The organism is Phycicoccus sp. HDW14, assembly GCF_011383005.1.
Classification (GTDB): domain Bacteria; phylum Actinomycetota; class Actinomycetes; order Actinomycetales; family Dermatophilaceae; genus Phycicoccus.
Window position 1 is genome coordinate 1,565,113 of record NZ_CP049935.1, and the last position, 26,131, is coordinate 1,591,243.

Annotated in this window: 18 protein-coding genes, 3 rRNA genes and 1 pseudogene; 2 read left to right on the forward strand and 20 right to left on the reverse strand. The window is 71.7% G+C overall.

The genetic code is table 11. The annotated features are described in order from the left end of the window. Positions 1-57: 57 nt before the first annotated feature. Entirely contained in the window at positions 58-1,878 is a 1,821-nt protein-coding gene (gene aspS, locus G7075_RS07735; protein WP_166120614.1) for an aspartate--tRNA ligase, read from the reverse strand. A 134-nt stretch (positions 1,879-2,012) separates the two neighbouring features. Here aspS and G7075_RS07740 point away from each other — a divergent pair, with 134 nt between their 5' ends. Together G7075_RS07740 and G7075_RS21045 are read left to right on the forward strand one after the other, a co-directional pair. Beyond that, positions 2,013-2,963: a hypothetical protein gene (locus G7075_RS07740; protein WP_166120617.1), complete on the forward strand. Its 951-nt coding sequence runs from the start codon at positions 2,013-2,015 to the stop codon at positions 2,961-2,963. Between the two features lie 39 nt (positions 2,964-3,002). Continuing rightward, positions 3,003-4,469 carry a hypothetical protein gene (locus G7075_RS21045; protein ID WP_240917971.1) on the forward strand — a complete coding sequence of 489 codons (1,467 nt, stop codon included), beginning with the start codon at positions 3,003-3,005 and terminating at the stop codon, positions 4,467-4,469. 42 nt (positions 4,470-4,511) lie between these two features. On the opposite strand, the gene G7075_RS07750 is transcribed toward G7075_RS21045, so the two are convergent. From G7075_RS07750 to G7075_RS07840, 19 genes and pseudogenes are all read right to left on the reverse strand, one after another. Beyond that, on the reverse strand, positions 4,512-5,237 hold the full coding sequence (locus tag G7075_RS07750; protein ID WP_166120620.1) for a VOC family protein: 726 nt from the start codon (positions 5,235-5,237) through the stop codon (positions 4,512-4,514). A gap of 28 nt (positions 5,238-5,265) precedes the next feature. Next, positions 5,266-5,751 carry a YchJ family protein gene (locus tag G7075_RS20240; protein WP_205860649.1) on the reverse strand — a complete coding sequence of 162 codons (486 nt, stop codon included), beginning with the start codon at positions 5,749-5,751 and terminating at the stop codon, positions 5,266-5,268. A gap of 96 nt (positions 5,752-5,847) precedes the next feature. After that, on the reverse strand, positions 5,848-6,489 hold the full coding sequence (locus G7075_RS07760) for an NUDIX hydrolase (protein WP_166120622.1): 642 nt from the start codon (positions 6,487-6,489) through the stop codon (positions 5,848-5,850). After that, positions 6,482-8,193, reverse strand: a pseudogene (locus G7075_RS07765) (CTP synthase). The gene G7075_RS07760 and the pseudogene G7075_RS07765 overlap by 8 nt, the downstream one beginning before the upstream one ends. A gap of 19 nt (positions 8,194-8,212) precedes the next feature. Continuing rightward, a complete protein-coding gene (locus tag G7075_RS07770) occupies positions 8,213-9,289 on the reverse strand; it encodes a glycosyltransferase family 4 protein (RefSeq protein ID WP_166120624.1) in 1,077 nt (358 codons plus the stop codon). Then, entirely contained in the window at positions 9,286-10,629 is a 1,344-nt protein-coding gene (locus G7075_RS07775) for a lipid II flippase MurJ (protein WP_256378067.1), read from the reverse strand. Before G7075_RS07775 ends, G7075_RS07770 begins: the two co-directional genes overlap by 4 nt. A gap of 283 nt (positions 10,630-10,912) precedes the next feature. Continuing rightward, positions 10,913-11,734 (reverse strand): hypothetical protein, encoded by an 822-nt coding sequence (locus G7075_RS07780; protein WP_166120627.1) that lies wholly within the window; start codon positions 11,732-11,734, stop codon positions 10,913-10,915. Further along, positions 11,731-12,687 (reverse strand): copper transporter, encoded by a 957-nt coding sequence (locus tag G7075_RS07785; RefSeq protein ID WP_166120630.1) that lies wholly within the window; start codon positions 12,685-12,687, stop codon positions 11,731-11,733. The genes G7075_RS07780 and G7075_RS07785 overlap by 4 nt, the downstream gene beginning before the upstream one ends. Continuing rightward, on the reverse strand, positions 12,684-13,862 hold the full coding sequence (gene steA / locus G7075_RS07790) for a putative cytokinetic ring protein SteA (RefSeq protein WP_240917973.1): 1,179 nt from the start codon (positions 13,860-13,862) through the stop codon (positions 12,684-12,686). The genes G7075_RS07785 and steA overlap by 4 nt, the downstream gene beginning before the upstream one ends. Positions 13,863-13,885: 23 nt before the next feature. Further along, positions 13,886-15,574 carry a DNA repair protein RecN gene (recN, locus tag G7075_RS07795; RefSeq protein ID WP_166120637.1) on the reverse strand — a complete coding sequence of 563 codons (1,689 nt, stop codon included), beginning with the start codon at positions 15,572-15,574 and terminating at the stop codon, positions 13,886-13,888. Continuing rightward, complete coding sequence (locus G7075_RS07800; RefSeq protein WP_166120640.1) at positions 15,571-16,506, reverse strand: NAD kinase; 936 nt, start codon at positions 16,504-16,506, stop codon at positions 15,571-15,573. Before G7075_RS07800 ends, recN begins: the two co-directional genes overlap by 4 nt. Then, positions 16,503-17,309 (reverse strand): TlyA family RNA methyltransferase, encoded by an 807-nt coding sequence (locus G7075_RS07805; protein ID WP_166124288.1) that lies wholly within the window; start codon positions 17,307-17,309, stop codon positions 16,503-16,505. The genes G7075_RS07800 and G7075_RS07805 overlap by 4 nt, the downstream gene beginning before the upstream one ends. A 1-nt stretch (position 17,310) precedes the next feature. Next, positions 17,311-17,499, reverse strand: coding sequence for a hypothetical protein (locus G7075_RS07810; protein ID WP_166120643.1), 189 nt, complete (start codon positions 17,497-17,499; stop codon positions 17,311-17,313). Then, positions 17,496-18,152, reverse strand: a complete 657-nt coding sequence (locus tag G7075_RS20245) for a hypothetical protein (RefSeq protein ID WP_205860650.1) — start codon at positions 18,150-18,152, stop codon at positions 17,496-17,498. Before G7075_RS20245 ends, G7075_RS07810 begins: the two co-directional genes overlap by 4 nt. A 58-nt stretch (positions 18,153-18,210) precedes the next feature. After that, the gene (locus G7075_RS07820; protein WP_240917974.1) at positions 18,211-19,152 is read right to left on the reverse strand and encodes an HAD-IIA family hydrolase; all 942 of its coding nucleotides are present in this window, start codon (positions 19,150-19,152) and stop codon (positions 18,211-18,213) included. Then, entirely contained in the window at positions 19,149-19,862 is a 714-nt protein-coding gene (locus G7075_RS07825) for a lipopolysaccharide assembly protein LapB (RefSeq protein ID WP_166120646.1), read from the reverse strand. The genes G7075_RS07820 and G7075_RS07825 overlap by 4 nt, the downstream gene beginning before the upstream one ends. A gap of 448 nt (positions 19,863-20,310) precedes the next feature. After that, positions 20,311-20,427: ribosomal RNA gene (gene rrf, locus G7075_RS07830) — 5S ribosomal RNA — on the reverse strand. Positions 20,428-20,506: 79 nt separating this feature from the next. Continuing rightward, positions 20,507-23,622, reverse strand: a 23S ribosomal RNA gene (locus G7075_RS07835). A gap of 342 nt (positions 23,623-23,964) precedes the next feature. Beyond that, positions 23,965-25,490: ribosomal RNA gene (locus G7075_RS07840) — 16S ribosomal RNA — on the reverse strand. Together the 16S, 23S and 5S rRNA genes form the textbook arrangement of a ribosomal RNA operon. Positions 25,491-26,131: the final 641 nt, after the last annotated feature.

Consider the following 26,131-nt stretch of genomic DNA (forward strand, 5'->3'; position numbering starts at 1 on the left):
CAGAACACGCCGTCCGGACCTGCGTCCATACGGCGTGTTCTGTACTTTCGACGGGTCTCAGCCGGCGTTGGAGGCCTCGGCCGTCGCGTCGGGTCCGGTCTTCGGCTCGGGCTTGGCGTCGATGCCCGCCTCGGTGCGCTGCTCCGGCGTGATGGGCGCCGGGGCGTCGGTCAGCGGGTCGTAGCCGCCACCGGACTTCGGGAAGGCGATGACGTCGCGGATGGACTCGAAACCGCCGAGCAGCATGACGATGCGATCCCACCCGAAGGCGATGCCGCCGTGCGGCGGGGCGCCGAACTGGAAGGCGTCGAGGAGGAAGCCGAACTTCTCCTGCGCGTCCTCCTCGGACAGGCCCATGACCTTGAAGACCCGCTCCTGCACGTCGCGGCGGTGGATACGGATGGACCCGCCGCCGATCTCGTTGCCGTTGCAGACCATGTCGTAGGCGTAGGCGAGCGCCGGCCCGGGGTCGGTGTCGAAGGTGTCGAGGAACTCGGCCTTGGGCGAGGTGAAGGCGTGGTGCACCGCCGTCCACGCGCCGGACCCGACGGCGACGTCACCGGCGGCGACGGCCTCGGACGCGGGCTCGAACAGCGGGGCGTCGAGGACCCAGAGGAAGCTCCAGGCGTCCTCGTCGACGAGCCCGCACCGCTTGCCGATCTCGAGGCGCGCGGCACCGAGCAGCGCCCGCGACGAGCGCGTCGCGCCGGCGGCGAAGAACACGCAGTCGCCCGGCTGGGCGCCGACGTGCGCGGCGAGGCCGGCGACCTCGGTCTCGGAGAGGTTCTTGGCGACCGGGCCTCCGAGGGTGCCGTCCTCCTGGACGAGGACGTACGCGAGGCCCCGGGCCCCGCGCTGCTTGGCCCACTCCTGCCAGGCGTCGAGCTGCTTGCGCGGCTGGCTCGCCCCACCGGGCATGACGACGGCCCCGACGTACTCGGACTGGAAGACGCGGAACGGGGTGTCGCGGAAGTACTCCGTGCACTCGACGAGCTCCTGGCCGAAGCGCAGGTCGGGCTTGTCGGACCCGAAGCGGCGCGTGGCCTCGGCGTAGGTCATCCGCTCGAACGGGGTCGACAGGTCGACGCCGATGAGCTGCCAGATCTCGCGGACCACGGCCTCGCCGAGCTCGAGGACGTCGTCCTGCTCGACGAAGGACATCTCGATGTCGAGCTGGGTGAACTCGGGCTGCCGGTCGGCGCGGAAGTCCTCGTCGCGGTAGCAGCGGGCGATCTGGTAGTACCGCTCCATCCCGGCGACCATGAGGAGCTGCTTGAACAGCTGCGGGCTCTGCGGCAGGGCGTACCAGGAACCGGGCGCCAACCGCGCCGGCACGAGGAAGTCGCGGGCGCCCTCGGGGGTCGAGCGGGTGAGGGTGGGCGTCTCGATCTCGACGAAGTCGCGGTCGCCGAGCACCCGGCGGGCTGCGGCGTTGACCTTGCTGCGCAGCCGGATGGCGTGGCCGGCCGAGTGCGCGCCGGGGCGGCGCAGGTCGAGGTAGCGGTGCTTGAGGCGGGCCTCCTCGCCGACGGTGACGCGCTCGTCGACCTGGAAGGGCAGCGGCGCGGAGGCGTTGAGCACCTCGATCTCGCGGGCGACGACCTCGACCTCGCCGGTGGGCAGGTCGGGGTTGACGTTGCGCTCCTCGCGCGCGGTGACCTCGCCGGTCACCTTGACGACGTACTCGCTGCGCAGGTCGTGGGCGGCCCCGGTGAGCACCTCGTCGCGCGCGACGACCTGGACGACCCCGCTGGCGTCGCGCAGGTCGACGAAGGCCACGCCGCCGTGGTCGCGCCGCTTGGCCACCCAGCCGGTGAGCGTGACGGTCTGGCCGGTGTGGGCGGCACGCAGGGTGCCGGCCTCGTGGGTGCGGAGCACGGAGTGGGGTCCTTCGTCTGTCGGGAGGGGTCGGCGTCCATCCTACGGACCGGGCCGGACCTCCCAGAAACGGGATTCCCGCGGTCCGGCACGTCGACCTGCGCGGCCGGGGGCGCCCGTCCTAGCATGCGGGCATGGCTGACCCGGCACCTCCGCCGGTCACCGACCTCGCGACCGTCTTCCCCGACCTCGACCGCATCCGCCGGCGCGCCCTCTCGGGCGACCTCGCCGGGGCCGTCGACGACATCGCCCTGCTCGGCGACCGGCGCTCCCCCGACCAGGGCGTCGCGTGGGACGTCCTCGCGCGCAGCGACGGGCTCGACGACGTCGTCGCGGCCCGGCTCGCCGCGGACCCCCACGACCACACCGCCCGCACCCTGCAGGCCCACCGGCTGCTCCTCGCCGCCGAGGAGGCCGCCGGCGAGCCGGGGTCCGAGGTGACGGCCGAGGCCTTCGCGCTGGTCCACGACCGGCTGCGGCAGGCCGAGCAGGTCCTCCTGCGGCTGTGCGCCGAGGACCCCACCGACCCCCAGCCGTGGGTCCTGCGGCTCTGGTCCGCCGGGCAGCTCGCCCTGCCGCCCGGTGAGGTGCGCCGCCGCTGGGCCCGGCTGCACGCCCTCGACCCGCAGCACGCCGTCGGGCGGCGCCTCCTCGTGCGCGCCCTCGCCCCGGCACCCGGCGGGTCGTGGGACGACGCGCTCACCGCCGCCCGCGAGGCCGCCGGGGCGGCCCCCGCCGGTGGCGTCGAGGGGACGGTGCTCGCCGCGGCGCACCTCGCCCGCTGGCGCTTCGAGGGGTCCGGCCGTGACCGCGGGTACCTCCGGCGCAAGGAGGTGCTCACCGAGCTCGAGGAGGTCGCCGACCGGTTCCGCGCGCTGCCGTGCCCCTCGCAGCTGGCCTGGGTCCAGGCGCACTCCGAGCTCGCCGTGCTCTTCGGCGTCGCGGGGCGCACCGACCGCGCCCGCTCCCACTTCCGCGTCCTCGGCGGCGTCGTCGACGCCTCGGCCTGGGGGGCGGCGGGGCACCACCGCGACGCCCTCGCGACGCTGCGTGCCGAGGCCCTGACCGAGGGAGAGGGCCGATGACCGTGCGCGAGACCGAGGTCGGCGGGCTGCCCACGCTGCATGCCCCGCGCGACGACGACGAGTGCACGGCCGGGCTGCTCTTCCGCGTCGGCGGCGCCGACGAGAACCTCGCCGTGCGCGGCGTCACCCACCTCGTCGAGCACCTCGCGCTGCGCGGTGCGGACCTGCCCCCGAGCACCGGCACGGCGCCCTCGACGACGTCGTCACCGGCTTCTCCGCCACCGGCTCCCCGAGCACGTCGCCGGGGTCCTCAACGCCGTCTGCGGTGCCCTGCGCCGACCGCCGCTCGAGCACCTCGAGGAGGAGCGCGAGGTCCTGCGCGCCGAGGAGCTGGCGCGTACCGACGGGGCCACCCGGGTGGCGGCGATGATGCGCTGGGGTGCCACCGGCCGCGGGCTGTCGTCCTACCCCGAGGTCGGGCTGGGCGGACTCGACGAGGACGTCGTCGGCATCTGGTCCTCGGCGGCGTTCACCCGCGCCAACGTCGTGCTCTGGGTCAGCGCCCGGGAGATCCCCTTCGGGCTCGACCTCGCCCTGCCGCAGGGCGAGCTGCCGCCGCTGCCCCCGGACCCCACGGTGCTCCCGCGCACCCCGGCGTGGTTCGTCGTCCCGGGCACCGACCTCGTGCACCTCACCGGGCTCGTGCCGCGCGGGCCGGCCGCCGAGGTCCTCGGGCACCTGCTCCAGCGGGCGCTCACGTCCGAGCTCGCGGCGTCCGGCGCCTCGGCCGTCGTCCGCGTCGAGCCGCACGACGCACGCCTCGCCCTCGTCCGTGTGCTCGTCGAGGGGAACCCGCGCGTCCGCGAGGGGCTCGGCGGCGCGGTCGTCGACGCGCTCGCCCGCGTGCGGTGGGGTCGGCTGGGGGCCGAGGACCGCGACGCCGTCGAGCGCGCCGTGGAGGCGGCCGACCGCCCGGACCACGACCCCGAGCTCCTGCTGGCCCGGGCCGCCGACCACCTGCTCGGACGCCCGACCCCGGCCCGCGAGCAGCGCGTCGCCGCCCTGCGGGCCGTGAGCGCGGACGCCGTGCGGGCCGCGGCCGAGGCGCTCCACGACAGCGCCCTCGCCCAGGTGCCCGTGCCGGGCCTGGACTGGGCCGGGTTCTCGGCGGCGCCCTCCGGGTCGTCCAGCGCCGTCGAGGGACGCGAGCACCCGGTGCGGGGCGGGGGCCGGACCACCCTGCTCGTCGGGGTCGAGGGCGTCACCCTGCGCTCGGCCGCCGGGCTGGTCACCGTGCGCTACCGCGACCTCGCCGCGATGGAGGCCTTCGACGACGGCGGCCGCTGGCTCGTGGGGCGCGACGGCTTCCGCGTGCACGTCGAGCCGACCGTCTACCAGATCGGGCCCGAGGACGTGGCCCGCATCGACGAGGCGGTCGACGCCGCACGGGTCGTGCGCCTCCCGGCGCGGCCGGCCGACCGGCTGCCCCGGCCGGCCGAGGCACCCGCCGCCGGGCGACGCGGCCTGGCCTCCCGGCTGCACGGGCTGCGCGGCCGCCGGGGCTGAGGCTCGGCCGCCGGCACCACGGCTGCCGACCCCACGGCCGGCTCAGGTGCGGTGCGGCGGCAGCAGGCAGACCTCGTTGCCCGACGGGTCGGTGAGCAGCCGCCAGGGCAGCTCGCCCCACCCGGGGTCGTACTCGTGGCCCCCGAGGTCGAGGGCCAGGGCCACCGCGTCGTCGAGGTCCTCCCCCGCCGCCAGCCGCACGTCGAGGTGGAGGCGGTTCTTCACGCCGGCCGGCTTGGGCGCCTGCTCGGGACACAGCTCGAGCAGCGGCCCGTGACCGCTCGGGTGGCGCAGCGCGGCGGGCATCTGGGTGTCCTCGGGGACCCAGCCGGACAGGGCGGTCCAGAAGGCGAGGTCGCGCTCGACGTCGGCGCTGTCGAGCGGCAGGGCCGCGACCGGGCTGCCGGTGCGGTACTCAGGGCGGTGCTCCATGACGCAGAACGGGTTGCCCTCGGGGTCGGCGAGCACCACCCACGGCACGTCACCCTGCCCGATGTCGAGGTGGCGGGCCCCGAGCGACAGGGCCTGCCGGACCACCTCGTCCTGCCGGTCGCCGCCGAGCAGGTCGAGGTGCAGCCGCGGTGCCGGGGCCACGGGTTCGGGGACCCGCGTCATGCAGAGGTCGAGCACCGGGGCGCCCTCGGGCGAGAGCCGGGTCTCGACGACGTCGGGCTCGTCGGTGAGCCGCCGACCACCGAGCAGGGCCTCCCAGAAGCCACCGAGCAGGTGCGGGTCGTGGGCGTCGAGGACGAGGTTCTCCAGCTCCATCCCCGATTCGTACCACCGACCGCCGACGTCAGGGGGTGGGAGCCTCGGGGCCGACGTAGAACCAGCGTCCGGCACGCCGGGCGAACGCGCTCCGCTCGTGCACCTCGCCGCGCTGGCGCGTGCGCCCCTCACCGGCCACCCAGCGGGCACGGAACTCGACGACGCCGGCGTCCTGCCCCGGCCCTCCGTCGACGACGTCGAGCACCTCGAGGCCGACCCAGCGCACCCACGGCTCGGGGTCGACGTGCTCGGGACGGGTGCGCGGGTGCCAGGTGCGGAAGAGGTGGTCGCCGTCGGCCAGGGCGTAGGCCGTGTACCGCGAGCGCATCAGGGCCTCGGCGGTGGCGGCGACCCGCTCCCCCTCGATGACCGGGGCGCAGCACTCGCCGAGCGTGGCGCCACGCGGCAGCCCGCCGCAGGGGCATCCGGTGGCGCGGTCGAGCGCCTCGTCGGACCCGCCGGAGACCTTGAGCCAGGCCGCCGACCCCCTGCTCGCCCCGAAGGTCTCGCCCACCGACTCATCCTCCCACGCGCTGGTCGCCGTCACGCAGGGCCCGATACCCACCGGGGGCACCCGGCACACCCTCGCGGCGGCCGGACCCCGCGGCGGTCAGCGCGCAGAGCGTCCCGGGCTGCGGGAGGGCCAGGGCGCGTCGGCCGGGCGCAGACCGCTCCAGCCGCGGGCGCGCAGGGCCTCGGCGGCCAGGACGGCGATGACGAGGGTCGGGCTGTGCAGGCGCCCGGCGAGCACGCCGGCGACGAGGTCGTCGAGCGGCACCCGGCGCACCGGCATCCCCAGCTCCTCGCCTTGCCGCTCGTGGCGCTCGGTCTCGGGGACCTCGGTGAGGTCGCGGGCCAGGTAGATCCGCAGCCCCTCGCTCGAACCGCCCGGTGAGGACCAGTGGTCGACGAGGGTCGCCCAGCGGCCGGCCTCGAGGTCGGCCTCCTCGTGCAGCTCGCGGGCGGCCGTGAGGTGCGGCGGCTCGCCGTCGACGTCGAGCAGCCCCGCGGGGACCTCCCAGTCGTACGCGGCCACGGGGTGCCGGTACTGCTGGATGACCACCGCCCGGTCGTCGTCGTCGAGCGCGAGGACCGCGACGGCGCCGGTGTGGTCGACGTAGTCGCGGGTCACGACGCCGGCCTCGCCGAGGTCGACGCGGTCGGTGCGCACGTCCCAGACGCGGCCGCGGAAGGACAGCGTGGACTCGACGACCGGCCGGCGCTCGAGCCGGTCGGCGAGGGGTTCAGGCACGCGCGTCGGCCGGCTCGGCGGCGCGGGGCCGCTCGACCTCGACCAGGCGAGCGGCCCGCTGCTGCTCGATGGCCGCACCGACCAGCCCGGCGAACAGGGGGTGCGCGCGGGTCGGGCGGGACTTGAACTCCGGGTGCGCCTGCGTCGAGACGTAGTACGGGTGCACCTCGCGCGGCAGCTCGACGAACTCGACGAGCCCCAGCTCGGGGTGCGTGCCGCTGATGACGAGACCGGCCTCCTCGAGCTGCTCGCGGTAGCGCTCGTTGACCTCGTAGCGGTGGCGGTGCCGCTCGTCGGCGGTGCTCGCGCCGTAGGCCTCGGCGACGACCGAGCCCTCGCGCAGCAGCGCCCGCTGGCTGCCCAGGCGCATCGTGCCGCCGAGGTCGCCGGCGCCCTCGACGAACGCCTTCTGCTCCTCCATCGTCGCGATGACCGGGGCCGGGCTGTCGGGGTCGAACTCCGTGGAGCTCGCGCCCTCGATGCCGGCGATGCTGCGGGCGTACTCGATGACCATGCACTGCAGGCCGAGGCAGATGCCGAGGGTCGGCACCTGGTGGGTGCGGGCCCAGCGCAGGGCCCCGACCTTGCCCTCGATGCCCCGCACGCCGAATCCCCCGGGACGAGCACGGCGTCGACCCCGCCGAGCGCCTTCTGCGCCCCCGTCTCGGTGGCGCAGTCGTCGGACGGAACCCACCGGATGCGCACCTTCGCGTCGTGGTGGAAGCCGCCGGCGCGCAGGGCCTCGGTGACCGAGAGGTAGGCGTCGGGCAGGTCGACGTACTTGCCGACGAGGGCCACCTCGACCTCGTGCTCCGGGCTGTGCACGCGCTCGAGGAGGGTGTCCCACTCGGTCCAGTCGACGTCGCGGAAGACGAGCCCGAGCCGGCGCACGACGTAGGCGTCGAGGCCTTCGCGGTGCAGGACCTTCGGGATGTCGTAGATGCTCGGGGCGTCGACGGCGGCCGCGACGGCCTCGTTGTCGACGTCGCACATGAGGCTGATCTTGCGCTTGATCGACTCGGGCAGCTCGCGGTCGGCGCGCAGGACCAGGGCGTCGGGCTGGATGCCGACCTGGCGCAGCGCGGCGACCGAGTGCTGGGTCGGCTTGGTCTTCAGCTCACCGCTCGGGGCGAGGTAGGGCACGAGCGAGACGTGGAGGAAGAAGACGGCGTCGCGCCCGAGGTCGTGGCGCACCTGCCGGGCCGCCTCGAGGAAGGGCAGGCTCTCGATGTCGCCGACCGTGCCGCCGATCTCGGTGATGATGACGTCGGGCGCGTCGGCGTCCTCGACCCCCGGGGAGCCGGCCGCCTGGGCGCGCATCCGCTCCTTGAGCTCGTTCGTGATGTGCGGGATGACCTGCACGGTGTCGCCGAGGAACTCCCCGCGCCGCTCGCGCTGGATGACCCGGTTGTAGACCTGCCCGGTCGTCACGTTGGCGCTGCCGCGCAGGTTGACGTCGAGGAAGCGCTCGTAGTGCCCGATGTCGAGGTCGGTCTCGGCGCCGTCGTCGGTGACGAAGACCTCACCGTGCTGGAACGGGTTCATCGTCCCGGGGTCGACGTTGAGGTAGGGGTCGAGCTTCTGCATCGTCACCCGGAGCCCGCGGGCCCTCAGCAGGTGGCCGAGCGAAGAGGCCGTGAGCCCCTTGCCGAGCGAGGAGGCGACGCCTCCGGTCACGAAGATCTGTTTCGTCGTCTGGAGCACCACGGGCTTCAACGATACGTCATCCGGCGCCGGCGTCGCGGTAGGCGTCCAGCGCGGCGGCCAACGCCTCGTCCTCGGTGGGCAGGTGGGCGGCCCGTTCGACCGCCTTGGAGCGCAGGTCGTCGCGCACGCCGCCGTGCGTGACGACGTCGCGGATGCCCCGGGAGAGCGACACCGGGTCGCCGCCCGGGACGAGCACGGCGGCGTCGCCGACGACCGCGGCGGTGCCCCCGACGTCGGTGGCGACGATGGCCGCACCGGCGTGCAGCGCCTCCTGGAGGCCCACCGGCTGGCCCTCCCAGAGCGCGCTGGAGACGACGACGTCGGCGGCGGCGAGCAGGTCGGGGACGTCGTCGCGCCGGCCGAGGAGGCGGACCGGCAGGCCCTCGGCATCGACCCGGCGCTGCAACGGCTCGCGCAGGGGTCCGTCGCCGGCGACGACGGTCAGCAGGTCGAGGTCGGCGAGGTCGCGGTGCGCGTCGAGCAGCAGGTCGAGGCCCTTCTGCGGGGCCAGGCGGGCCAGCACCACCGCGAGCGCCGTGCGGGCGTCGATGCCGAGCTCGGCGTGCACGGCGTACCGGTCGCGGGCGGGCTCGGCGAAGGGCGGGGCGGGGACGACGGCCAGCCCCGTGCGGCGCGCGCCGAGGTGGCGCATCCGCTCGACGAGGTCGGCCGAGACCCCGAGCACCACGGCCGAGCCGCGGGCCACCACGCGCTCGAGACCCGCGTAGACGGTGCCGGTGACCCGTCCGGTCGGTGCGGCGTTGTGCAGGGTCGTCACGAGCGGCACCCCGCCGCGGGCACCGGCGAGGACGGCGACCGCGCCGGCGCGCAGCCCGTGGGCGTGCACGACGTCGGCCCCCCGGATCGGCTCGGCGAGGTCACGCACGGCCCGGGCGTCGCGCACGGGGTGCGGGCGGTCGGTGACCTCGAGCGGCACCGTGGTCGCGTGCTCGGCGAGGTCGAAGCGCTCGGCGGCCTCGGTGGGGCAGGCGACGACCACGTGGTGCCCGGCCCCGGTGAGCAGCCGGGCCATCCCCCGCACGTGCGCCCCCACGCCCCCGGCACTCGTGCCCATGACGAGCAGCACCCTCATCCTGCACTCCCTCCCCGGCGCCGCGCCCGCCCCCGGTCGCGGATCTCGCCCATCATCCTGCGGTCGCCGTAGAAGACGGCCAGCAGCCCGGCGACGAGGGCGGCGACCCCCGCGAGGACCCCCCACCCGACCGCGTCGAGCAGCCCGTCGTAGGTGCGGCCGCGGGTCACGAGGTCGCCCACGACGAGGGAGAGGGCGAGGGCGACGACGAGGGCCCCGGCGGTGCGGGCCAGGCCGCGGCTGACCTCCGGGCCCCACGAGCGGCGCACGAGCATGACGAGCAGCACGGCCGAGGCGGTCATCCCGAGGGTCGAGGTGATGCCGAGCATCCGCAGCGTCGTGTCGGCACCCTTCCCGGAGCCGACGAGGGCGAGCGGCACGAGGGCGGCCATCGCCCATCCGAGGCCGACCGCCCAGGCCGCGTCGAGGGGGCGGCCTCGCACGTAGAGCGCGCGGGTGAGCAGCGCGGTGACACCGAACCCGATGACCCCCGGCGCGTACGACGTGAGGGCGGGCGCCAGGGCGGCCAGCGCCTCGGGGCTGGCCCCCTCGCTCCCCCGCCGGGCGTCGAGGACGGTGAAGAAGCCCCCGACCGCCGGCGCGGCGGCGACGAGGACCCCCGCGGCCAGGCCGGTGAGGACGAGGACGGCCCGCAGGGCGCGCGCGAGGGTCGCCGAGGAGTCCTCGCCGGCGCCCGTGCTGGCGGCCAGCGCCGGGAAGGCGCTGACGGCGACGGGGACGGCCAGCACCGCGTACGGCAGCAGGTAGACCGCCTGCACGTACTGGTACACCGTGAAGGCGCCACCGGTGCCGGAGTGGTTGGTCAGCCACACCGTCACGAGGACCGCGACCTGCTGGGCGCCCAGGGCGAGCACGCCGGCGCCGGCGAGGGCGCCGATGCGCACCGCGTCCTCCCGCTCCATCCGCAGCGCGGGGCGCCAGCGCCAGCCGGTGCCCAGGGCGGGGACGACGAGCGGCAGGGACAGGACGACGACCCCGAGCGTGGTGCCCCAGCCGAGGACGGCGATCGCCCCGCCGTCGACGACCGACGGCGAGACCGCACCGTCGGCGAGCCGCCCGTACCAGAGGTAGGAGCCGAGGACCACGACCGAGGACACGAGCGGGGCCAGCGCGGCCGCGAGGAAGCGCCGGTGCGCCTGGAGGAGCCCGGTGAGGATGATGCCCACGCCGTAGAGCGGCACCTGCACCGCGAAGATCCGCAGCAACGTCGTGCCGACGTCGTGGGCGCGCGGGTCGAAGTCGTCGATGAGCCACCCGGAGAGCAGGGGGCCGCGAGCCAGAGGACGGCGGCCAGGGGCACGAGCACCACGAGGGCCCAGGTGAGCAGGACGGACGCGAGGTGGTCGGCCCGCTCGCGCTCCCCCGCGCCGAGCCGGTGGGCGATGAGCGGGACGGCGACGGCCGCGAGCACGCCGCCGGCGGCGACCTCGAAGAGGACGTTGGGCAGGGCGTTGACGCTCTGGTAGATCTCGCCGACGCCCTGGGCCCGCACCGAGTCGGCGAAGACGAGGATGCGCGCGAAGCCGGCCGCCCGCGCGACGACGGTGACGACGGCGATGAGGCCCGCGGCCCCGGCGATGCCCGTGGCGAGCTTGCGGTCGGTCATCGCGCCGGCCGCCCCCAGGCGTCGAGCTCGCGCAGGCCGGGGGTCGACTCGATGACCGCCGTGAAGCTGATCTTCTCGGAGGCCAGCGTCGCCGCGGTGAGCACGGCCAGGGCGACCAGCCGGCCTCGCCGCCCGGCACGTCCGACGAACGCGGTGCCCACGAGCGCTCCGGCCGCGTTGGCGCCGGTGTCGCCGAGCATCGCGGTGCCGGCGAGGTCGGGGCGCAGCACCCCGAGCGAGGCCCCCACGGCCGCGGCCGCGTGGGCGCGCGCGCGTCGCTGCCCGGGTGTGGACCCCGGCAGGAGGACCAACGGGGCGGCGGCCAGCACGGTGGCCTTGAGGGCCCGGCCCGGCCGCAGGTCGAGGAGGTTCGCGAGGTTGGCGGACCCGGCGACGACCGCCCCGCCGACGAGCGTGTCGAGGGCGCCGACCTCGTCGCGGCCGCGGTCGAGCAGCGCCGCGGCGACCAGGCCGGCGACCCCCAGCCCGACGACCTTGACTGCGCCGGTGGTCACCTCACCCCGGGCGGCCGCGCCGAGGTGCCCGCGCAGCCCCTTGGACGAGCCGTCGCCCGCGAGGTCGTCGAGCGCACCGAGCGCCCCCGACGCACCGGCGGCGAGCGCACCCGCCGGGCCGGCCAGGGCCGCCCCGAGCACGCCGCCGGCGACCCACGACGGACCCTCGAGGAGCGTGACGTCGGCGCCGGCGTGGTTGGTGCGGGTCCAGCGCGCCGAGCGGACCCGGTCGGTGAGGACCCGGTGGGCGCCGGCTGCGGCGAGCGCCCCGAGCAGCCCCGCGAGGACCGGGCGCCCCCTCACGACTGCGGGACCGGCGCGAACGCGGCGTCGACGCGTGGCCCGAGACCGTACTGGCCGGTCTTGCCGCCGGACTGCTCGACGAGGGCGAAGACCACGCTGGCCAGCCCCATCGGCCCGGCGGCGTCGTCGACCCCGGAGACCTCCGACACCGCTGACGAGGTGTCGCGCAGCGTCGTGATGACCGACGTGCCGGACTTCTCCGAGGCGAGGTCGGCGGCGAGCACGGCGCCGCGCGAGCGGGCGTCGAGGGCCACGGTGAGGGCCACCCAGCTGCCGGCGACGCGGGTGCGCGCCGCCTGCTCGCCGTCGGTGACGGCACCCGCGACGACGACGACGAGGTCGGCGCGGGTGAAGTCCGGGGCGTCGAGCGAGATGAGGCCCGCGTCGGCGAGCGCCTCCAGGCCGGTGCGCGCGGTGGTGTCGTCGGGCCCGCTGTCACCGGCCGGTGCCGTGCGGGTGAGCAGCGTGGCCAGCAGCACGTCACGGGCCTCGGAGGAGCCCGAGGTGGTGGTGGCCCCGGTCTGCGAGGCGACGTCGGCGACGGCCCGGTCGCGGGCACTCGCCGTGGCCTGCGCGGTGCTCACCCAGTCCTCGGTGACCGACGTCGTGGACGCCAGCCGCGCGCCGGCCGTGCCGAGGGACTCGACGACCGACTCGCTGACCGCCGCGTCGGCCCCGGGAAGGACGACGATGGCGACGCTGCGGTCGCGCAGGGCGTCCCCGAGCACCCGGCCCGAGACCGCCGACAGGTACCCGTCGCGGGCCTCGGCCGCCTTGGTCGCGGTGTCGAGCTGGTCGTTGAGCTGCGCCTTGTCCTTGCGCAGGCCGGCGACCTCGTTGGTCAGCGTCGACCCGATCTCGCCCTGGAGCGGACCGGCCCCGAGCACGATCCCCACCGCCAGGGCGAGGAAGATCGAGACGATCGAGACGATGTGGTAGCGGAAGTCGATCACCCGAACACTCCTCCGAGCACGGTCCACACGTCGTCGACCTTCGCCGCGAGGACCTGGAGCAGCGCGCGGCCACCGGCGGTGGACCACAGCGCCGCGCCCAGCGCGATGATGGCGACGGCGAGCATGAGCAGGATGCTGAACGAGGAGATGCGCGTCCGGTACAGACGGCTCACTCCCTTGGCGTCGACGAGCTTGCCGCCCACCCGCAGCCGGGTGAGGAACGTGCTTGCCATCCCGGAGCGCCCCTTGTCGAGGAACTCGACGAGGGTCACGTGGGTGCCGACGGCGACGATGAGCGTGGCGCCCTTGTCGTCGGCGAGGAGCATCGCCACGTCCTCGCTCGTGCCGGTGGCGGGGAAGACGACCGGCTCGACGCCGAGGTCGCGCACCCGCTCGAGCCCGGGGGCCCGCCCGTCGCGGTAGGCGTGGACGACGATCTCGGCGCCCGAGCGCAGCGCGCTGTCGGACACCGAGTCCATGTCGCCGACGATGAGGTCGGGGGTGTGCCGGGCCTCGATGAGCGCGTCGGCGCCACCGTCGACCCCGATGAGGATCGGCTTGAACTCGCGGATGTAGGGCCGGAGGATCTCGAGGTCCTCCTTGTAGTGGTAGCCGCGCACGACGATGAGGACGTGGCGCCCGTCGAGCTCGGTGGCGATGTCGGGCACGCCGACACCGTCGAAGAGCAGCTCGCGCTCCTTGCGCAGGTAGTCCATCGTGTTCTCGGCGAAGGCCTCGATCTCGGCGGACAGACCGGCCCGGGCGAGGGTCATCGCCTCCTGGACGGCGTCGGCGTCGAGCAGCCGGCCGTGGCCGACGGGCCCGGCCTCGGCGTGCAGCAGACCGTCCTCGAGCCGCAGCGGCATGCCGTCCTTGAGGGCCATGACCTCGGGACCGGCGCCGTCGACCAGGGGGATGCCCGCGGCGACGATGATCTCGGGGCCGAGGTTCGGGTAGCGCCCGGAGATCGAGGACGCGGCGTTGACGACGGCGACGGGGCGGCAGGCGACGAGCGCCTCGGCGCTGACCCGGTCGATGTCCTCGTGGTCGATGACCGCGACGTCACCGGCCTTGAGCCGCTTGGTGAGGTTCTTGGTCCGCCGGTCGACGCGTGCCGGGCCGTGGCCCCCCGAGGAGGGGTCCCGGTCACGGCGGTGGGGCAGGCGGATGGACATCTGCACCATCGTGCCAGACCTGCTCAGGCCCGGGCGCGACCGAGGAGGTCGCGGGCGTGGTCGAGGGCGGCGCGGGTGCCCGAGCCACCGAGCATCCGGGCCAGCTCGGCGACCCGGTCCTCGCCCTCGACGGCGTGGACCATGCTGCGTGTCACGTGCCCGTCGTCGGACTTCTCGACGACGAGGTGGCGGTCGGCGTGGGCGGCGACCTGCGCGAGGTGGGTGACGACGACGACCTGGGCGTGCCGGGCCAGGGCCGCCAGCCGGGCCCCGACGTCGACGGCCGCCCGGCCGCCGACCCCGGCGTCGACCTCGTCGAAGACGAACGTGGGCACGGAGGTGACGGCGTCGGCGGTGGCGACCTCGATGGCCAGCATGACCCGCGACAGCTCGCCCCCGGACGCGGCCTTGGTGACCGAGCGGGGCGTCGTGCCCGGGCCGGAGGCCAGCCGCACCTCGACCGCGTCGCGACCGTCGGCGCCGAAGCGCCCGGTGTCCTCGACGGCGACGGTGACCGTGGCCGCGCCCATCGCGAGGTGGGCGAGCTCGTCGGTGATGCGGGCGCCGAGGGCCTCGGCGGCGGTGCGGCGGTGCCCGGCGAGCGTGGCGGCGGCCTGCTCGCGGCGCGTGCCGAGGGCCCCGGCCCGCTCCTCGAGCTCGCCGATGCGGTCGCCGGTGCCCTCGAGCTCGGTGACCCGGGCCGCCGACTCCTTCGCCCAGTCGAGGACGTCGTCGACGGTCGGGCCGTAGAGGCGGGTGAGCTCGCCGAGCGCGGCCCGGCGCTGCTCGACGCGGTCGAGGCGGGCGGGGTCGACCTCGGCGTCGGCGAGGTAGGACCCGAGGTCGGCGGCGACGTCGGCGGCGAGGTAGCGCAGCTCGTCGACGCGCGTGCCGAGGGCCGCGAGCGCCACGTCGTTGGCCGAGGCCGCGGCGATGCGGGACGAGGCGGCGGCGAGGGCCTCGACGACGCCCGGGCCGTCGGCACCGTCGTCGGACCCGCCGCTGAGGACCTCGTGGGCGCCGCCGGCCGCGGCCCGCAGCTCCTCGGCATGACCGAGCCGGCCGGACTCGGCGCGCAGCTCCTCGTCCTCCCCCGGCCGCGGGTCGACGGCCTCGATCCGCTCGAGCCCGACCCGCAGCGTGTCGGCCTCACGGGCCCGCTCGGCCGCTGCCGCCCGCAGGCCCTCGAGCTCGGCCTCGACGCCGAGCAGCTCGGTGTGGACCTCGCGGTAGGCCTCGAGGGCGCCGCCCAGCTCCGGGCCGCCGTAGGCGTCGAGGACCTCGCGGTGCTCGTCGGCGCGGCGCAGCCGCCACTGGTCGGCCTGCCCGTGGACGGCGACGAGGTGCTCGGCGAGGTCGGCGAGCACACCGACCGGTGCCGCCCGCCCCCCGACGTGGGCGCGCGAGCGACCGTCTGCGGTGACCGACCGGACGAGGACCAGCCCGTCGGCGGTATCGGCGCCGGCCTCCTCGGCCCGCTCGAGCGCGGGGTGCCCGGCCGGCAGGTCGATGACGCCCTCGACGACGGTGCGCCCCGCCCCGGTGCGGACCAGCCCGGAGTCGCCGCGTCCGCCGAGCAGCAGGCCGAGGGCGGTGACGACCATCGTCTTGCCGGCCCCGGTCTCGCCGGTGAGCACGGTGAGCCCGCGGTGCAGGGGCAGGACGGCCTCGTCGATGACGCCCAGGTCGCGGATCCGGATCTCCTCGATCACCGCGCGGGGCCCTCCCCCGCCGCGCGCTGGCGGGCGGCGCCCCGCCAGCCGTGGACCGGCAGGTCGAACTTGTGCACGAGGCGGTCGGTGAAGGGGGAGGTGGAGAGCCGGGCGAGGCGCACGGGCTGGTCCGAGCGCTCGACCTCGACCTGGGCGCCCGGGGGCAGGGTGACGGCGCGGCGGCCGTCGCACCAGAGGATCGCGGAGGCGTCGCTCTGGGCGAGCAGCTGGACCGCGAGGTGGGACCGCGGCCCGACGACGACCGAGCGGGCGAAGAGGGCGTGCGCGCTGATGGGCACGAGGAGCATCGCCTCGACGTCGGGCCACACGACCGGACCCCCGGCGGAGAACGCGTACGCGGTGGAGCCGGTGGGGGTGGCGACGACGACGCCGTCACAGCCCCACGTGGACAGCGGCCGGCCGTCGACCTCGACGGTGAGCTCGAGCATCCGCTCACGCGCGGCCTTCTCGACGCTCACCTCGTTGAGCGCCCACGACGAGAACACCGGGTCGCCGTCGTGGCGGGCCCGCACCTCGAGGGTCATCCGCTCCTCGACGGTGTAGTCCTTGGCGCAGATGCGCTCGACGGTGGCGTCGAGGTCCTCCTTCTCGGCCTCGGCGAGGAAGCCGACGTGCCCGAGGTTGACGCCGAGCAGCGGGACGCCCGAGCCGCGCGAGATCTCGGCGCCGCGCAGGATGGTGCCGTCGCCGCCGAGGACGCACACGAGCTCGCAGTCGACGCCCTGGCCGCTCTCGTCGACGGCCCCGACCCCCTCGACGGCACCGAGCGGCGTGCCGCCGAGGTCGGACGCCGGGGCGCAGACGCCGATGCCGGCACCGAGCAGGCGGGTCGCCACGGCGGCCGCGATCTCCTGGGCGTCGGCGCGCGACTGGTGGGTGACGAGCAGGATGCGGCGCGACGGGGTGCTCATCGTGCTCCTCCCGCGGTCGCCTCGGTGGCCGCGCGCACGGCGGCGCGGACCTCGTCGTCCGCCATTGTGTCCGACGGCACCCACCGCGCCCACACGAGGTACTCCGCGTTGCCCGTCGTGCCCGTGATGGGGCTCGGTGCCACGCCGTGCGGGTGCAGGCCCTGCTCCTCGAGCGCGCGCAGGACGCCCTCGACGGCCGCGACCCGGTCGGCGGTGGTGGTCACGACGCCGTGGCGCCGCCGTCCGACCTCGAACTGCGGCTTGACGAGGACGACGAGGTCGCCGCCCCGGCCGGTGAGCCCGGCGAGCTCGACGGCGACGCGGGTCAGGGAGATGAAGGACAGGTCGGCGACGACGAGGTCGAAGGGACCGCCGACGTCGGGAGCGGCCAGACCGCGCACCGTCGTGTTCGAGCGCTCGGAGACCCGGGGGTCCTCGGCGACCTCCCGGGCCAGCTGACCGTGGCCGACGTCGAGCGCGACGACGTGGGTCGCCCCGTGGGCGAGGAGCACCTGCGTGAACCCGCCGGTGGAGGCACCGACGTCGACGCAGCGCCGGCCGGCGGCAGTGAGGCCCGCGGGCCCCCAGAGCTCGAGGGCGGCGAGCAGCTTGTGGGCGGCCCGGCCGACCCAGCGCGGGCCGTCGGCCTCCACGACGAGGTCGGTGCCCGGCTCGACGGGGTGCGAGGGCTTGCGGGCCGGGGTGCCGTCGACCTGCACGAGGCCACGCTCGACGAGCTCACGGGCGTCACCGCGGGATCGGGCGAGACCGCGCCGGACCAGCTCGGCGTCGAGTCGGGCGATGTCAGCCGCCGAGGTCGCCGAGCCGGGAGCGCAGCGTCCGCTGGACCTCCTCGCCGGCGGCGAGCCGGGCGTCGAGGTCCTCCTCGGGCACGGCCGCGAGGGCGCCGAGGGCGGAGTCGATGACGATGTCCCCCGTCTCCGGCGGCGCGTCCGGGGCGGGGTCGGCGGCGACCTGGGGCTGCTCGCTCACGCGCCCGCCTTCTTGGCGGGCGCCTTCTTGGCGGGCGCCTTCTTGGCGGGCGCCTTCTTCGCCGTCGCCTTCTTGGCCGTCGCCTTCGTGGCCGTCGCCTTCGTGGCGGGCGCCTTCTTCGCAGGCGACTTCTTCGCCGTCGTCTTCGTCGCGGGCGTCGCCGTCGTGGCGGTCTTCCTCGCCGGAGCCTTCTTCGCCGGGGCCTTGCGCGCCGGCGCCTTGCGCGCGGGAGCCGCGGACGCCGTCGACGGCGGGCTCGCGAGCACGGGGTCGGCGACCTCCGCGAGGCCGGCCCGCGGCGCGCGTGCGGCGCGTCCACCGACCGAGCGGGCGAGGTCGTCGACCTGGGCGGCCAGCCCGGCGACCGAGGCTCCGAGCGACTGCACCTCGGTGAGCAGGCGGGTCACGTCGACCCGGCCGACGGCCGACTCGACCTCGCGCTGCACGAGACCCACCACCTGGGCACGGTTCTGCTCGGCCGCGGTGAGCAGGTCGCCGGCGAGCTTCTCGACCTGCTTGGCGACCTTGGTCGAGGAGCCCTTCGCCCCGGCGAGCGTCACGAGCTCCTGGGCGGCCTCGACGGCACGGGCACGGGTCATCTCCCCGAGCCCCGACGCGAGCTCGACGTACGCACGGACGGAGCGCTTGGCCATGGGTCCTCCTCGATCGGGCGGTGGCAGGTGCCTGGCGGCGCCCACCGTCGGGCCCACGCTACCGGTCGGCCATCCGGCGCAGCAGGTCCCGCGCGTGCGCACGGGCCGGCTCGACCTCCGCATCCCCGGCATCGGTCGCCTCGTGCACCGCGCGCACGGCCGCGGCGAGGGTCGCGAGCGAGACGTCACCGTCGTCCGGGTCCTCGTGCAGCCAGCGCAGGTCGGGCGCGACGAAGGTCGGGCGGCGCTCGGGCGGGGCGTCGAGCACGGCCTCGAGGTCGTCGACCCCCGTGAGCACGAGGAGCGAGTCGGCGCCGGCCCGCACCGCCCCCTCGATGTCGGTGTCGAGCCGGTCCCCCACCGCGAGGACGCGCTCGGCCGGTACGTCGAGCCGGTCGGCGGCGAGGAGGTAGAGCGGCGGCTGGGGCTTGCCGGCCACGAGGGCGGGCTCGGCCCCGACGGCCCGCGCGACGGCGGAGACGAGGGAGCCGTTCCCGGGGGCGACGCCCCGGTCGGTCGGCAGGGTCGCGTCGGTGTTCGTGGCGACCCAGCGTCCGCCACCCTCGATGACGTAGGCGGCCTCGGCGAGGTCGGTGGCGGTGACCTCCGGGCCGTAGCCCTGGACGACGGCGACCACCTCGGCGTCGGTGTCCGCAGCCCGACGCACCGCGACGAACCCGGCCTCGACCAGGGCCGCGGCGACACCGGGCCCGCCGACGGCCAGCACCGCCGACCCCTCCGGGGTCAACTCACGCTGCAACAGCCATGCGGCGGCCTGGCTGCTCGTGACCACCGCCTCCGCCGAGCTGGTCAGGCCGAGGTCCACGAGGTGCGCGGCGACGTCGGCCGGCGACCGGGAGGCGTTGTTCGTCGCGTAGACCACCGGCACCTCGAGCGCGGTGAGCGACCCGACCGCGTGCGGGACGGCACTCGGGCCGCGGTAGACCACCCCGTCGAGGTCGCAGACGACCGCCGAGTAGCGGCCGGCCAGCGTGCTCACGCGCGCGGCTCCTCCGTGACGGGCGGCTCGCCGGCCAGCTCGTCCTCGCCATCGCCCAGGTCGGTCAGCGCGACACCGTCGAGCTCCTCGACCCGCTCGACCGCGTCGGTCTCGTTCTCGGTGTCCCCCTCGACGACCCGCAGGAACCACTCGCGGGCCTCCTCGGGCCGACCGAGCGCCAGGAGGGTGTCGGCGTACGCGTACTGGAGGCGGTGGACGCCGGCCTTGCGTCCGCGCTGGAGCGCCGGGATCTGCAGGGCGAGCAGGGCGGCGTCGAGCTGGCCGAGGTCACGGCGGACCCCGGAGACGACGATGGCCAGCTCGATCCGCTCGGCCTCCCCGAGGCCCTTGGCCTCCGGGGACGCCGCGAGCTCGAGGGCGCGGGTGTGCCGCCCGAGCCCGCGCTCGCAGTCGACCATGAGCGGGAGCAGGTGCGAGGAGCCGCTGAGCCGTCGGACGGTGCGGAACTCGGTGAGGGCGCGGCCGAAGTCGCCCATCCGGTAGGCGACCATGCCGAGGGCCTCCCGAGCCGCCGGCACCCGGCCGGCGCGCCGGACCGCGGTCTCGGCGTGGGCCAGCGCGACGTCGACCTCGTCGGCCTCGAGGAAGACCGAGACCATGACGAGGTGCCGCGCCACCCCCTCGGCGTTCTCCTTCGACAGGGTCCGCAGCTGCTGGTGCACGGAGCGGTCGAGCTCCTTGCCCGTCACCTCGTCGGGGAGGCGGGGCTCCGGTAGGCGCGGGCTCTTCGGCGCCAGGCGGCTGCCCCCGCCGTGCTGCTCCTCGCCGTCGCGTCGCGGCCCCGCGGAGCTGCGTGCACCACCGGGGCGGCCGCCCTGGGGAGCGCCACGGCCGGCGCCACGCGGGCCTCCACGCCCGCCGGCCCCGGCACCACGGGACTCACGACGCGGTCCGTCGGAGCGTCCGGGCCGGCCGTCGCCGCCCGGTCGTCCGCCGCGGGCGGGGCGCTGCTGGTCCTCGGGCACGTCGGGTCCTCTCGTCTCGCCGGTCACCGGCGGGGTCAGTCTAGGGACGGCCTCCGCTCGCTCGGCGGGCCGGCTCCGGCTCTCGTCCACCAGACAAAGGCAGACACTCGGCACAGAAAGCAGACAATGAGAAAGGGCCCGTCGCGAACGACGGGCCCTTTCTGGAAAGTATGTCCGGCTGCGTCCTACTCTCCCACACCGTCACCAGTGCAGTACCATCGGCGCTGAAGGGCTTAGCTTCCGGGTTCGGAATGGAGCCGGGCGTTTCCCCTTCGCTATGACAGCCGAAACTCTATGGAGATGTCAGTCGTTCCCGACCGTATCTCGGGAACTGCACAGTGGACGCGAACACAGAAGATCTTTAGGTGTGTATCAAGTTATCGGCTTATTAGTACCAGTCAGCTACATGCATTGCTGCACTTCCACATCTGGCCTATCAACCCGGTAGTCTAGCCGGGAGCCTCTCGGGGCAAGCCCCATGGAAACCTCATCTTGAAGCGTGCTTCCCGCTTAGATGCTTTCAGCGGTTATCACTTCCGAACGTAGCTAATCAGCGGTGCTCTTGGCAGAACAACTGACACACCAGAGGTTCGTCCATCCCGGTCCTCTCGTACTAGGGACAGCCCTTCTCAAGTTTCCTACGCGCACAGAGGATAGGGACCGAACTGTCTCACGACGTTCTAAACCCAGCTCGCGTACCGCTTTAATGGGCGAACAGCCCAACCCTTGGGAGCAACTCCACCCCCAGGATGCGACGAGCCGACATCGAGGTGCCAAACCATGCCGTCGATATGGACTCTTGGGCAAGATCAGCCTGTTATCCCCGGGGTACCTTTTATCCGTTGAGCGACGGCGCTTCCACAAGCCACCGCCGGGTCACTAGTTCCGACTTTCGTCCCTGCTCGACCTGTCAGTCTCGCAGTCAAGCTCCCTTGTGTACTTACACTCGACACCTGATTGCCAACCAGGCTGAGGGAACCTTTGAGCGCCTCCGTTACATTTTAGGAGGCAACCGCCCCAGTTAAACTACCCACCAGGCACTGTCCCTGATCCGGATCACGGACCGAGGTTAGATATCCAGAACGACCAGAGTGGTATTTCAACGTTGACTCCACATACACTGGCGTGCACGCTTCACAGTCTCCCACCTATCCTACACAAGCCGTACCGAACACCAATACCAAGCTATAGTAAAGGTCCCGGGGTCTTTCCGTCCTTCTGCGCGTAACGAGCATCTTTACTCGTAGTGCAATTTCGCCGAGTTCGCGGTTGAGACAGTGGAGAAGTCGTTACGCCATTCGTGCAGGTCGGAACTTACCCGACAAGGAATTTCGCTACCTTAGGATGGTTATAGTTACCACCGCCGTTTACTGGGGCTTAAATTCTCAGCTTCGACCCGAAGGTCTAACCGGTCCTCTTAACCTTCCAGCACCGGGCAGGCGTCAGTCCGTATACATCGTCTTGCGACTTCGCACGGACCTGTGTTTTTAGTAAACAGTCGCTTCTCCCTGGTCTCTGCGGCCCTTTCCCCTAGGACGTGAAGTCCTTCAAGGTCTGGGCCCCCTTCTCCCGAAGTTACGGGGGCATTTTGCCGAATTCCTTAACCACGATTCACTCGATCGCCTTGGTATTCTCTACCTAACCACCTGAGTCGGTTTGGGGTACGGGCGGCTCGAACCTCGCTAGAAGATTTTCTTGGCAGCATAGGATCACCCTGCTTCCCGCATTCGCGGTCACTATCAGGTCTCAGGATATGTGTGAGGCGGATTTGCCTACCTCACTCCCTACACCCTTGGACGTGGACTACCATCGCCACGCGGAGGCTACCTTCCTGCGTCTCTCCATCGCTTGACTACTAAAACTCTGGGTCGCGCGCTCCACTCAGCGTCTCTCCCGAAGGATTGACAAAGAGCTTCAGGCGCTTAGCATCGGTAAGTTCGTCATGGGCGGTTCTTCGCCGGTTCCGGAATATCAACCGGATGTCCATCGACTACGCCTGTCGGCCTCGCCTTAGGTCCCGACTTACCCAGGGCAGATTAGCTTGACCCTGGAACCCTTGGTTATTCGGCGGACGGGTTTCTCACCCGTCATTCGCTACTCATGCCTGCATTCTCACTCGTGTGGCCTCCACGGCTGGATCACTCCGCCGCTTCCCTGGCCACACGACGCTCCCCTACCCATCGACACGCTTGGACCGTGAACCCGCAGGTGTCACGGCCGGGCAAAATGTCAATGCCACAGCTTCGGCGGTGTGCTTGAGCCCCGCTACATTGTCGGCGCGGAATCACTTGACCAGTGAGCTATTACGCACTCTTTAAAGGGTGGCTGCTTCTAAGCCAACCTCCTGGTTGTCAATGCAACTCCACATCCTTTCCCACTTAGCACACGCTTAGGGGCCTTAGCTGGTGATCTGGGCTGTTTCCCTCTCGACTACGGAGCTTATCCCCCGCAGTCTCACTGCCACGCTCTCACTTACCGGCATTCGGAGTTTGGCTAACGTCAGTAACCTGGTGAGGCCCATTAGCTATCCAGTAGCTCTACCTCCGGTAAGAAACACGTGACGCTGCACCTAAATGCATTTCGGGGAGAACCAGCTATCACGGAGTTTGATTGGCCTTTCACCCCTACCCACAGCTCATCCCCTCAGTTTTCAACCTAAGTGGGTTCGGTCCTCCACGACGTCTTACCGTCGCTTCAACCTGGCCATGGGTAGATCACTCCGCTTCGGGTCTAGACCCAGCGACTCTGTCGCCCTATTCGGACTCGCTTTCGCTACGGCTTCCCCACACGGGTTAACCTCGCCACTGAGCACTAACTCGCAGGCTCATTCTTCAAAAGGCACGCTGTCACCCCACGAGGAGGCTCCAACGGATTGTAGGCAAACGGTTTCAGGATCTATTTCACTCCCTCCCGGGGTGCTTTTCACCTTTCCCTCACGGTACTTGTTCACTATCGGTCACCAGGGAATATTTAGGCTTAGCGGGTGGTCCCGCCAGATTCACACGGGATTTCTCGGGCCCCGTGCTACTTGGGATGATCCTCTGGAGTTCGCGTCATTTCGTCTACGGGAGTGGCACCCTCTGTGCTGGACCTTTCAATGTCCTTCGACTATGGCGCGAATTTTTTACTCCATGTCAGCTTGTCAGCACTGACTGAGAAGTCCCACGACCCCATACCTGCAACGCCTGACAGCTATCACACAGATATGGTTTAGCCTCTTCCGCTTTCGCTCGCCACTACTCACGGAATCGCGGTTGCTTTCTCTTCCTGTGGGTACTGAGATGTTTCACTTCCCCACGTTCCCTCTACCCGCCCTATATATTCAGGCGGGAGTGACTGGACTTGCCTCCAGCCGGGTTTCCCCATTCGGAAATCCTCGGATCACAGTCTGGTTATCGACTCCCCGAGGCTTATCGCAGATTCCTACGTCCTTCTTCGGTTCCTGGTGCCAAGGCATCCACCGTTTGCCCTTAAAAACTTGATGCACAAAGATTTTAAGATGCTCGCGTCCACTGTGTAGTTCTCAACATACGGGCGGGCCCCTACCGGTGCCGGCGCCTACCGAGCAAGCTCGGCGGTTCGTCCGCGGTAGGGGTCCTGGGCCGTAGTACGGCCTGAAGGTGAGCTTTCGCCCGAGCCCTCAGGACCCAACAACGTGTCAGGCACCGGGCTCCGTCGGTCGCGTTCCACTCTCCCGGAGGAGCTGTACTTGCGAGCCGAGCGTTGCTCGGTGCCAAATAATCGATGTTCCACCCTTGAGCACCTGCTGACCGACAGTCGCGGTCAGACCAGGCTCTGGATCGCCGAAGCGACCAGTGCTCCTTAGAAAGGAGGTGATCCAGCCGCACCTTCCGGTACGGCTACCTTGTTACGACTTAGTCCCAATCGCCAGTCCCACCTTCGACGGCTCCCTCTCAAAGAGTTGGGCCACCGGCTTCGGGTGTTACCGACTTTCGTGACTTGACGGGCGGTGTGTACAAGGCCCGGGAACGTATTCACCGCAGCGTTGCTGATCTGCGATTACTAGCGACTCCGACTTCATGGGGTCGAGTTGCAGACCCCAATCCGAACTGAGACCGGCTTTTTGGGATTCGCTCCACCTTGCGGTTTCGCAGCCCTCTGTACCGGCCATTGTAGCATGTGTGAAGCCCAAGACATAAGGGGCATGATGATTTGACGTCGTCCCCACCTTCCTCCGAGTTGACCCCGGCAGTCTCCTATGAGTCCCCGCCATTACGCGCTGGCAACATAGAACGAGGGTTGCGCTCGTTGCGGGACTTAACCCAACATCTCACGACACGAGCTGACGACAACCATGCACCACCTGTATACGAGTGTCCAAAGAGTTCGTCATCTCTGACGCGTTCTCGTATATGTCAAGCCTTGGTAAGGTTCTTCGCGTTGCATCGAATTAATCCACATGCTCCGCCGCTTGTGCGGGCCCCCGTCAATTCCTTTGAGTTTTAGCCTTGCGGCCGTACTCCCCAGGCGGGGAACTTAATGCGTTAGCTGCGGCACGGATCTCGTGGAATGAGACCCACACCTAGTTCCCAACGTTTACGGCGTGGACTACCAGGGTATCTAATCCTGTTCGCTCCCCACGCTTTCGCTTCTCAGCGTCAGTAGTGGCCCAGAGACCTGCCTTCGCCATCGGTGTTCCTCCTGATATCTGCGCATTTCACCGCTACACCAGGAATTCCAGTCTCCCCTACCACACTCTAGTCTGCCCGTACCCACCGCAAGTCCGAGGTTGAGCCTCGGATTTTCACGGCAGACGCGACAAACCGCCTACAAGCTCTTTACGCCCAATAATTCCGGACAACGCTCGCACCCTACGTATTACCGCGGCTGCTGGCACGTAGTTAGCCGGTGCTTCTTCTGCAGGTACCGTCACTTTCGCTTCTTCCCTGCTGAAAGAGGTTTACAACCCGAAGGCCGTCATCCCTCACGCGGCGTCGCTGCATCAGGCTTTCGCCCATTGTGCAATATTCCCCACTGCTGCCTCCCGTAGGAGTCTGGGCCGTGTCTCAGTCCCAGTGTGGCCGGTCGCCCTCTCAGGCCGGCTACCCGTCGTCGCCTTGGTGAGCCGTTACCTCACCAACTAGCTGATAGGCCGCGAGTCCATCCCAGACCGAAAAACTTTCCAAGTAGTAGCCATGCGGCTCCACTTCGTATCCGGTATTAGCTCCGGTTTCCCGGGGTTATTCCAGAGTCTGGGGCAGGTTACTCACGTGTTACTCACCCGTTCGCCACTGATCACCCAAGAGCAAGCTCTCGAGGTCACCGTTCGACTTGCATGTGTTAAGCACGCCGCCAGCGTTCGTCCTGAGCCAGGATCAAACTCTCCGTTGATGTGTGACTCTCGGTCGAGACCGAGAAATCTGATTACCGGCGAACCGGTAGATCGTTACCCTTGGAGGGTTGTTTCACTGGCTGAGCACGAACAACTAGCTTTCGCTGTTGTTCGTTGTCCAACCAAAGGATTTTCGTGCATCGATCTGCGTCCCGGGCCTGATGGCCAGGTCTGCCTCACGATGCGACGAGGTAATTGGCATCGATTTTTGACACGCTGTTGAGTTCTCAAGGTTCGGACGCGCACCAACGGCTTGCTCAGTGAGCTCGTCGTCGGGGCTACTTGCGTGTGTTCTCCCAGTCGCTGGAAGCAACTGTTCAAACTTACCCGCGGTTCTGCTTGGGCGTCAAATCCGTGACCCACTCCTGGAGCGGCCGGCTTCGATCGCGCTTGGATCTTCGCGGTGTCCCAACTCTAGCACCCTCTCGGGGGCTTCCTCCAACCGGCTCTTCCGGGCGCTGTGCGTCCGGGTCGAGACCCTTCGGGAGTGGGAGCCAGCTCGCGGGACCGGCCACTTGGTGCGGGGCTGTTCGGCCCTGCCGCTTGGTGTCCGTTCCTCCCTCTCGGGCTGACGTCGAGAACATTAGATGACTCCTCGCGCAGAACACAAATCGCCGTGCCCCCACGAGGGGTCCGTCAG

Coding starts and splice junctions, on each gene's coding strand:
- G7075_RS21045 (WP_240917971.1), top strand. CDS start 3,003: ATGCCCCGCGCGACGACGACGAGTGCACGGCCGGGCTGCTCTTCCGCG.
- G7075_RS07800 (WP_166120640.1), bottom strand. CDS start 16,506: ATGAGCACCCCGTCGCGCCGCATCCTGCTCGTCACCCACCAGTCGCGC.
- G7075_RS07750 (WP_166120620.1), bottom strand. CDS start 5,237: ATGGAGCTGGAGAACCTCGTCCTCGACGCCCACGACCCGCACCTGCTC.
- G7075_RS20245 (WP_205860650.1), bottom strand. CDS start 18,152: ATGGCCAAGCGCTCCGTCCGTGCGTACGTCGAGCTCGCGTCGGGGCTC.
- G7075_RS07740 (WP_166120617.1), top strand. CDS start 2,013: ATGGCTGACCCGGCACCTCCGCCGGTCACCGACCTCGCGACCGTCTTC.
- steA (WP_240917973.1), bottom strand. CDS start 13,862: ATGTCCATCCGCCTGCCCCACCGCCGTGACCGGGACCCCTCCTCGGGG.
- G7075_RS07770 (WP_166120624.1), bottom strand. CDS start 9,289: ATGAGGGTGCTGCTCGTCATGGGCACGAGTGCCGGGGGCGTGGGGGCG.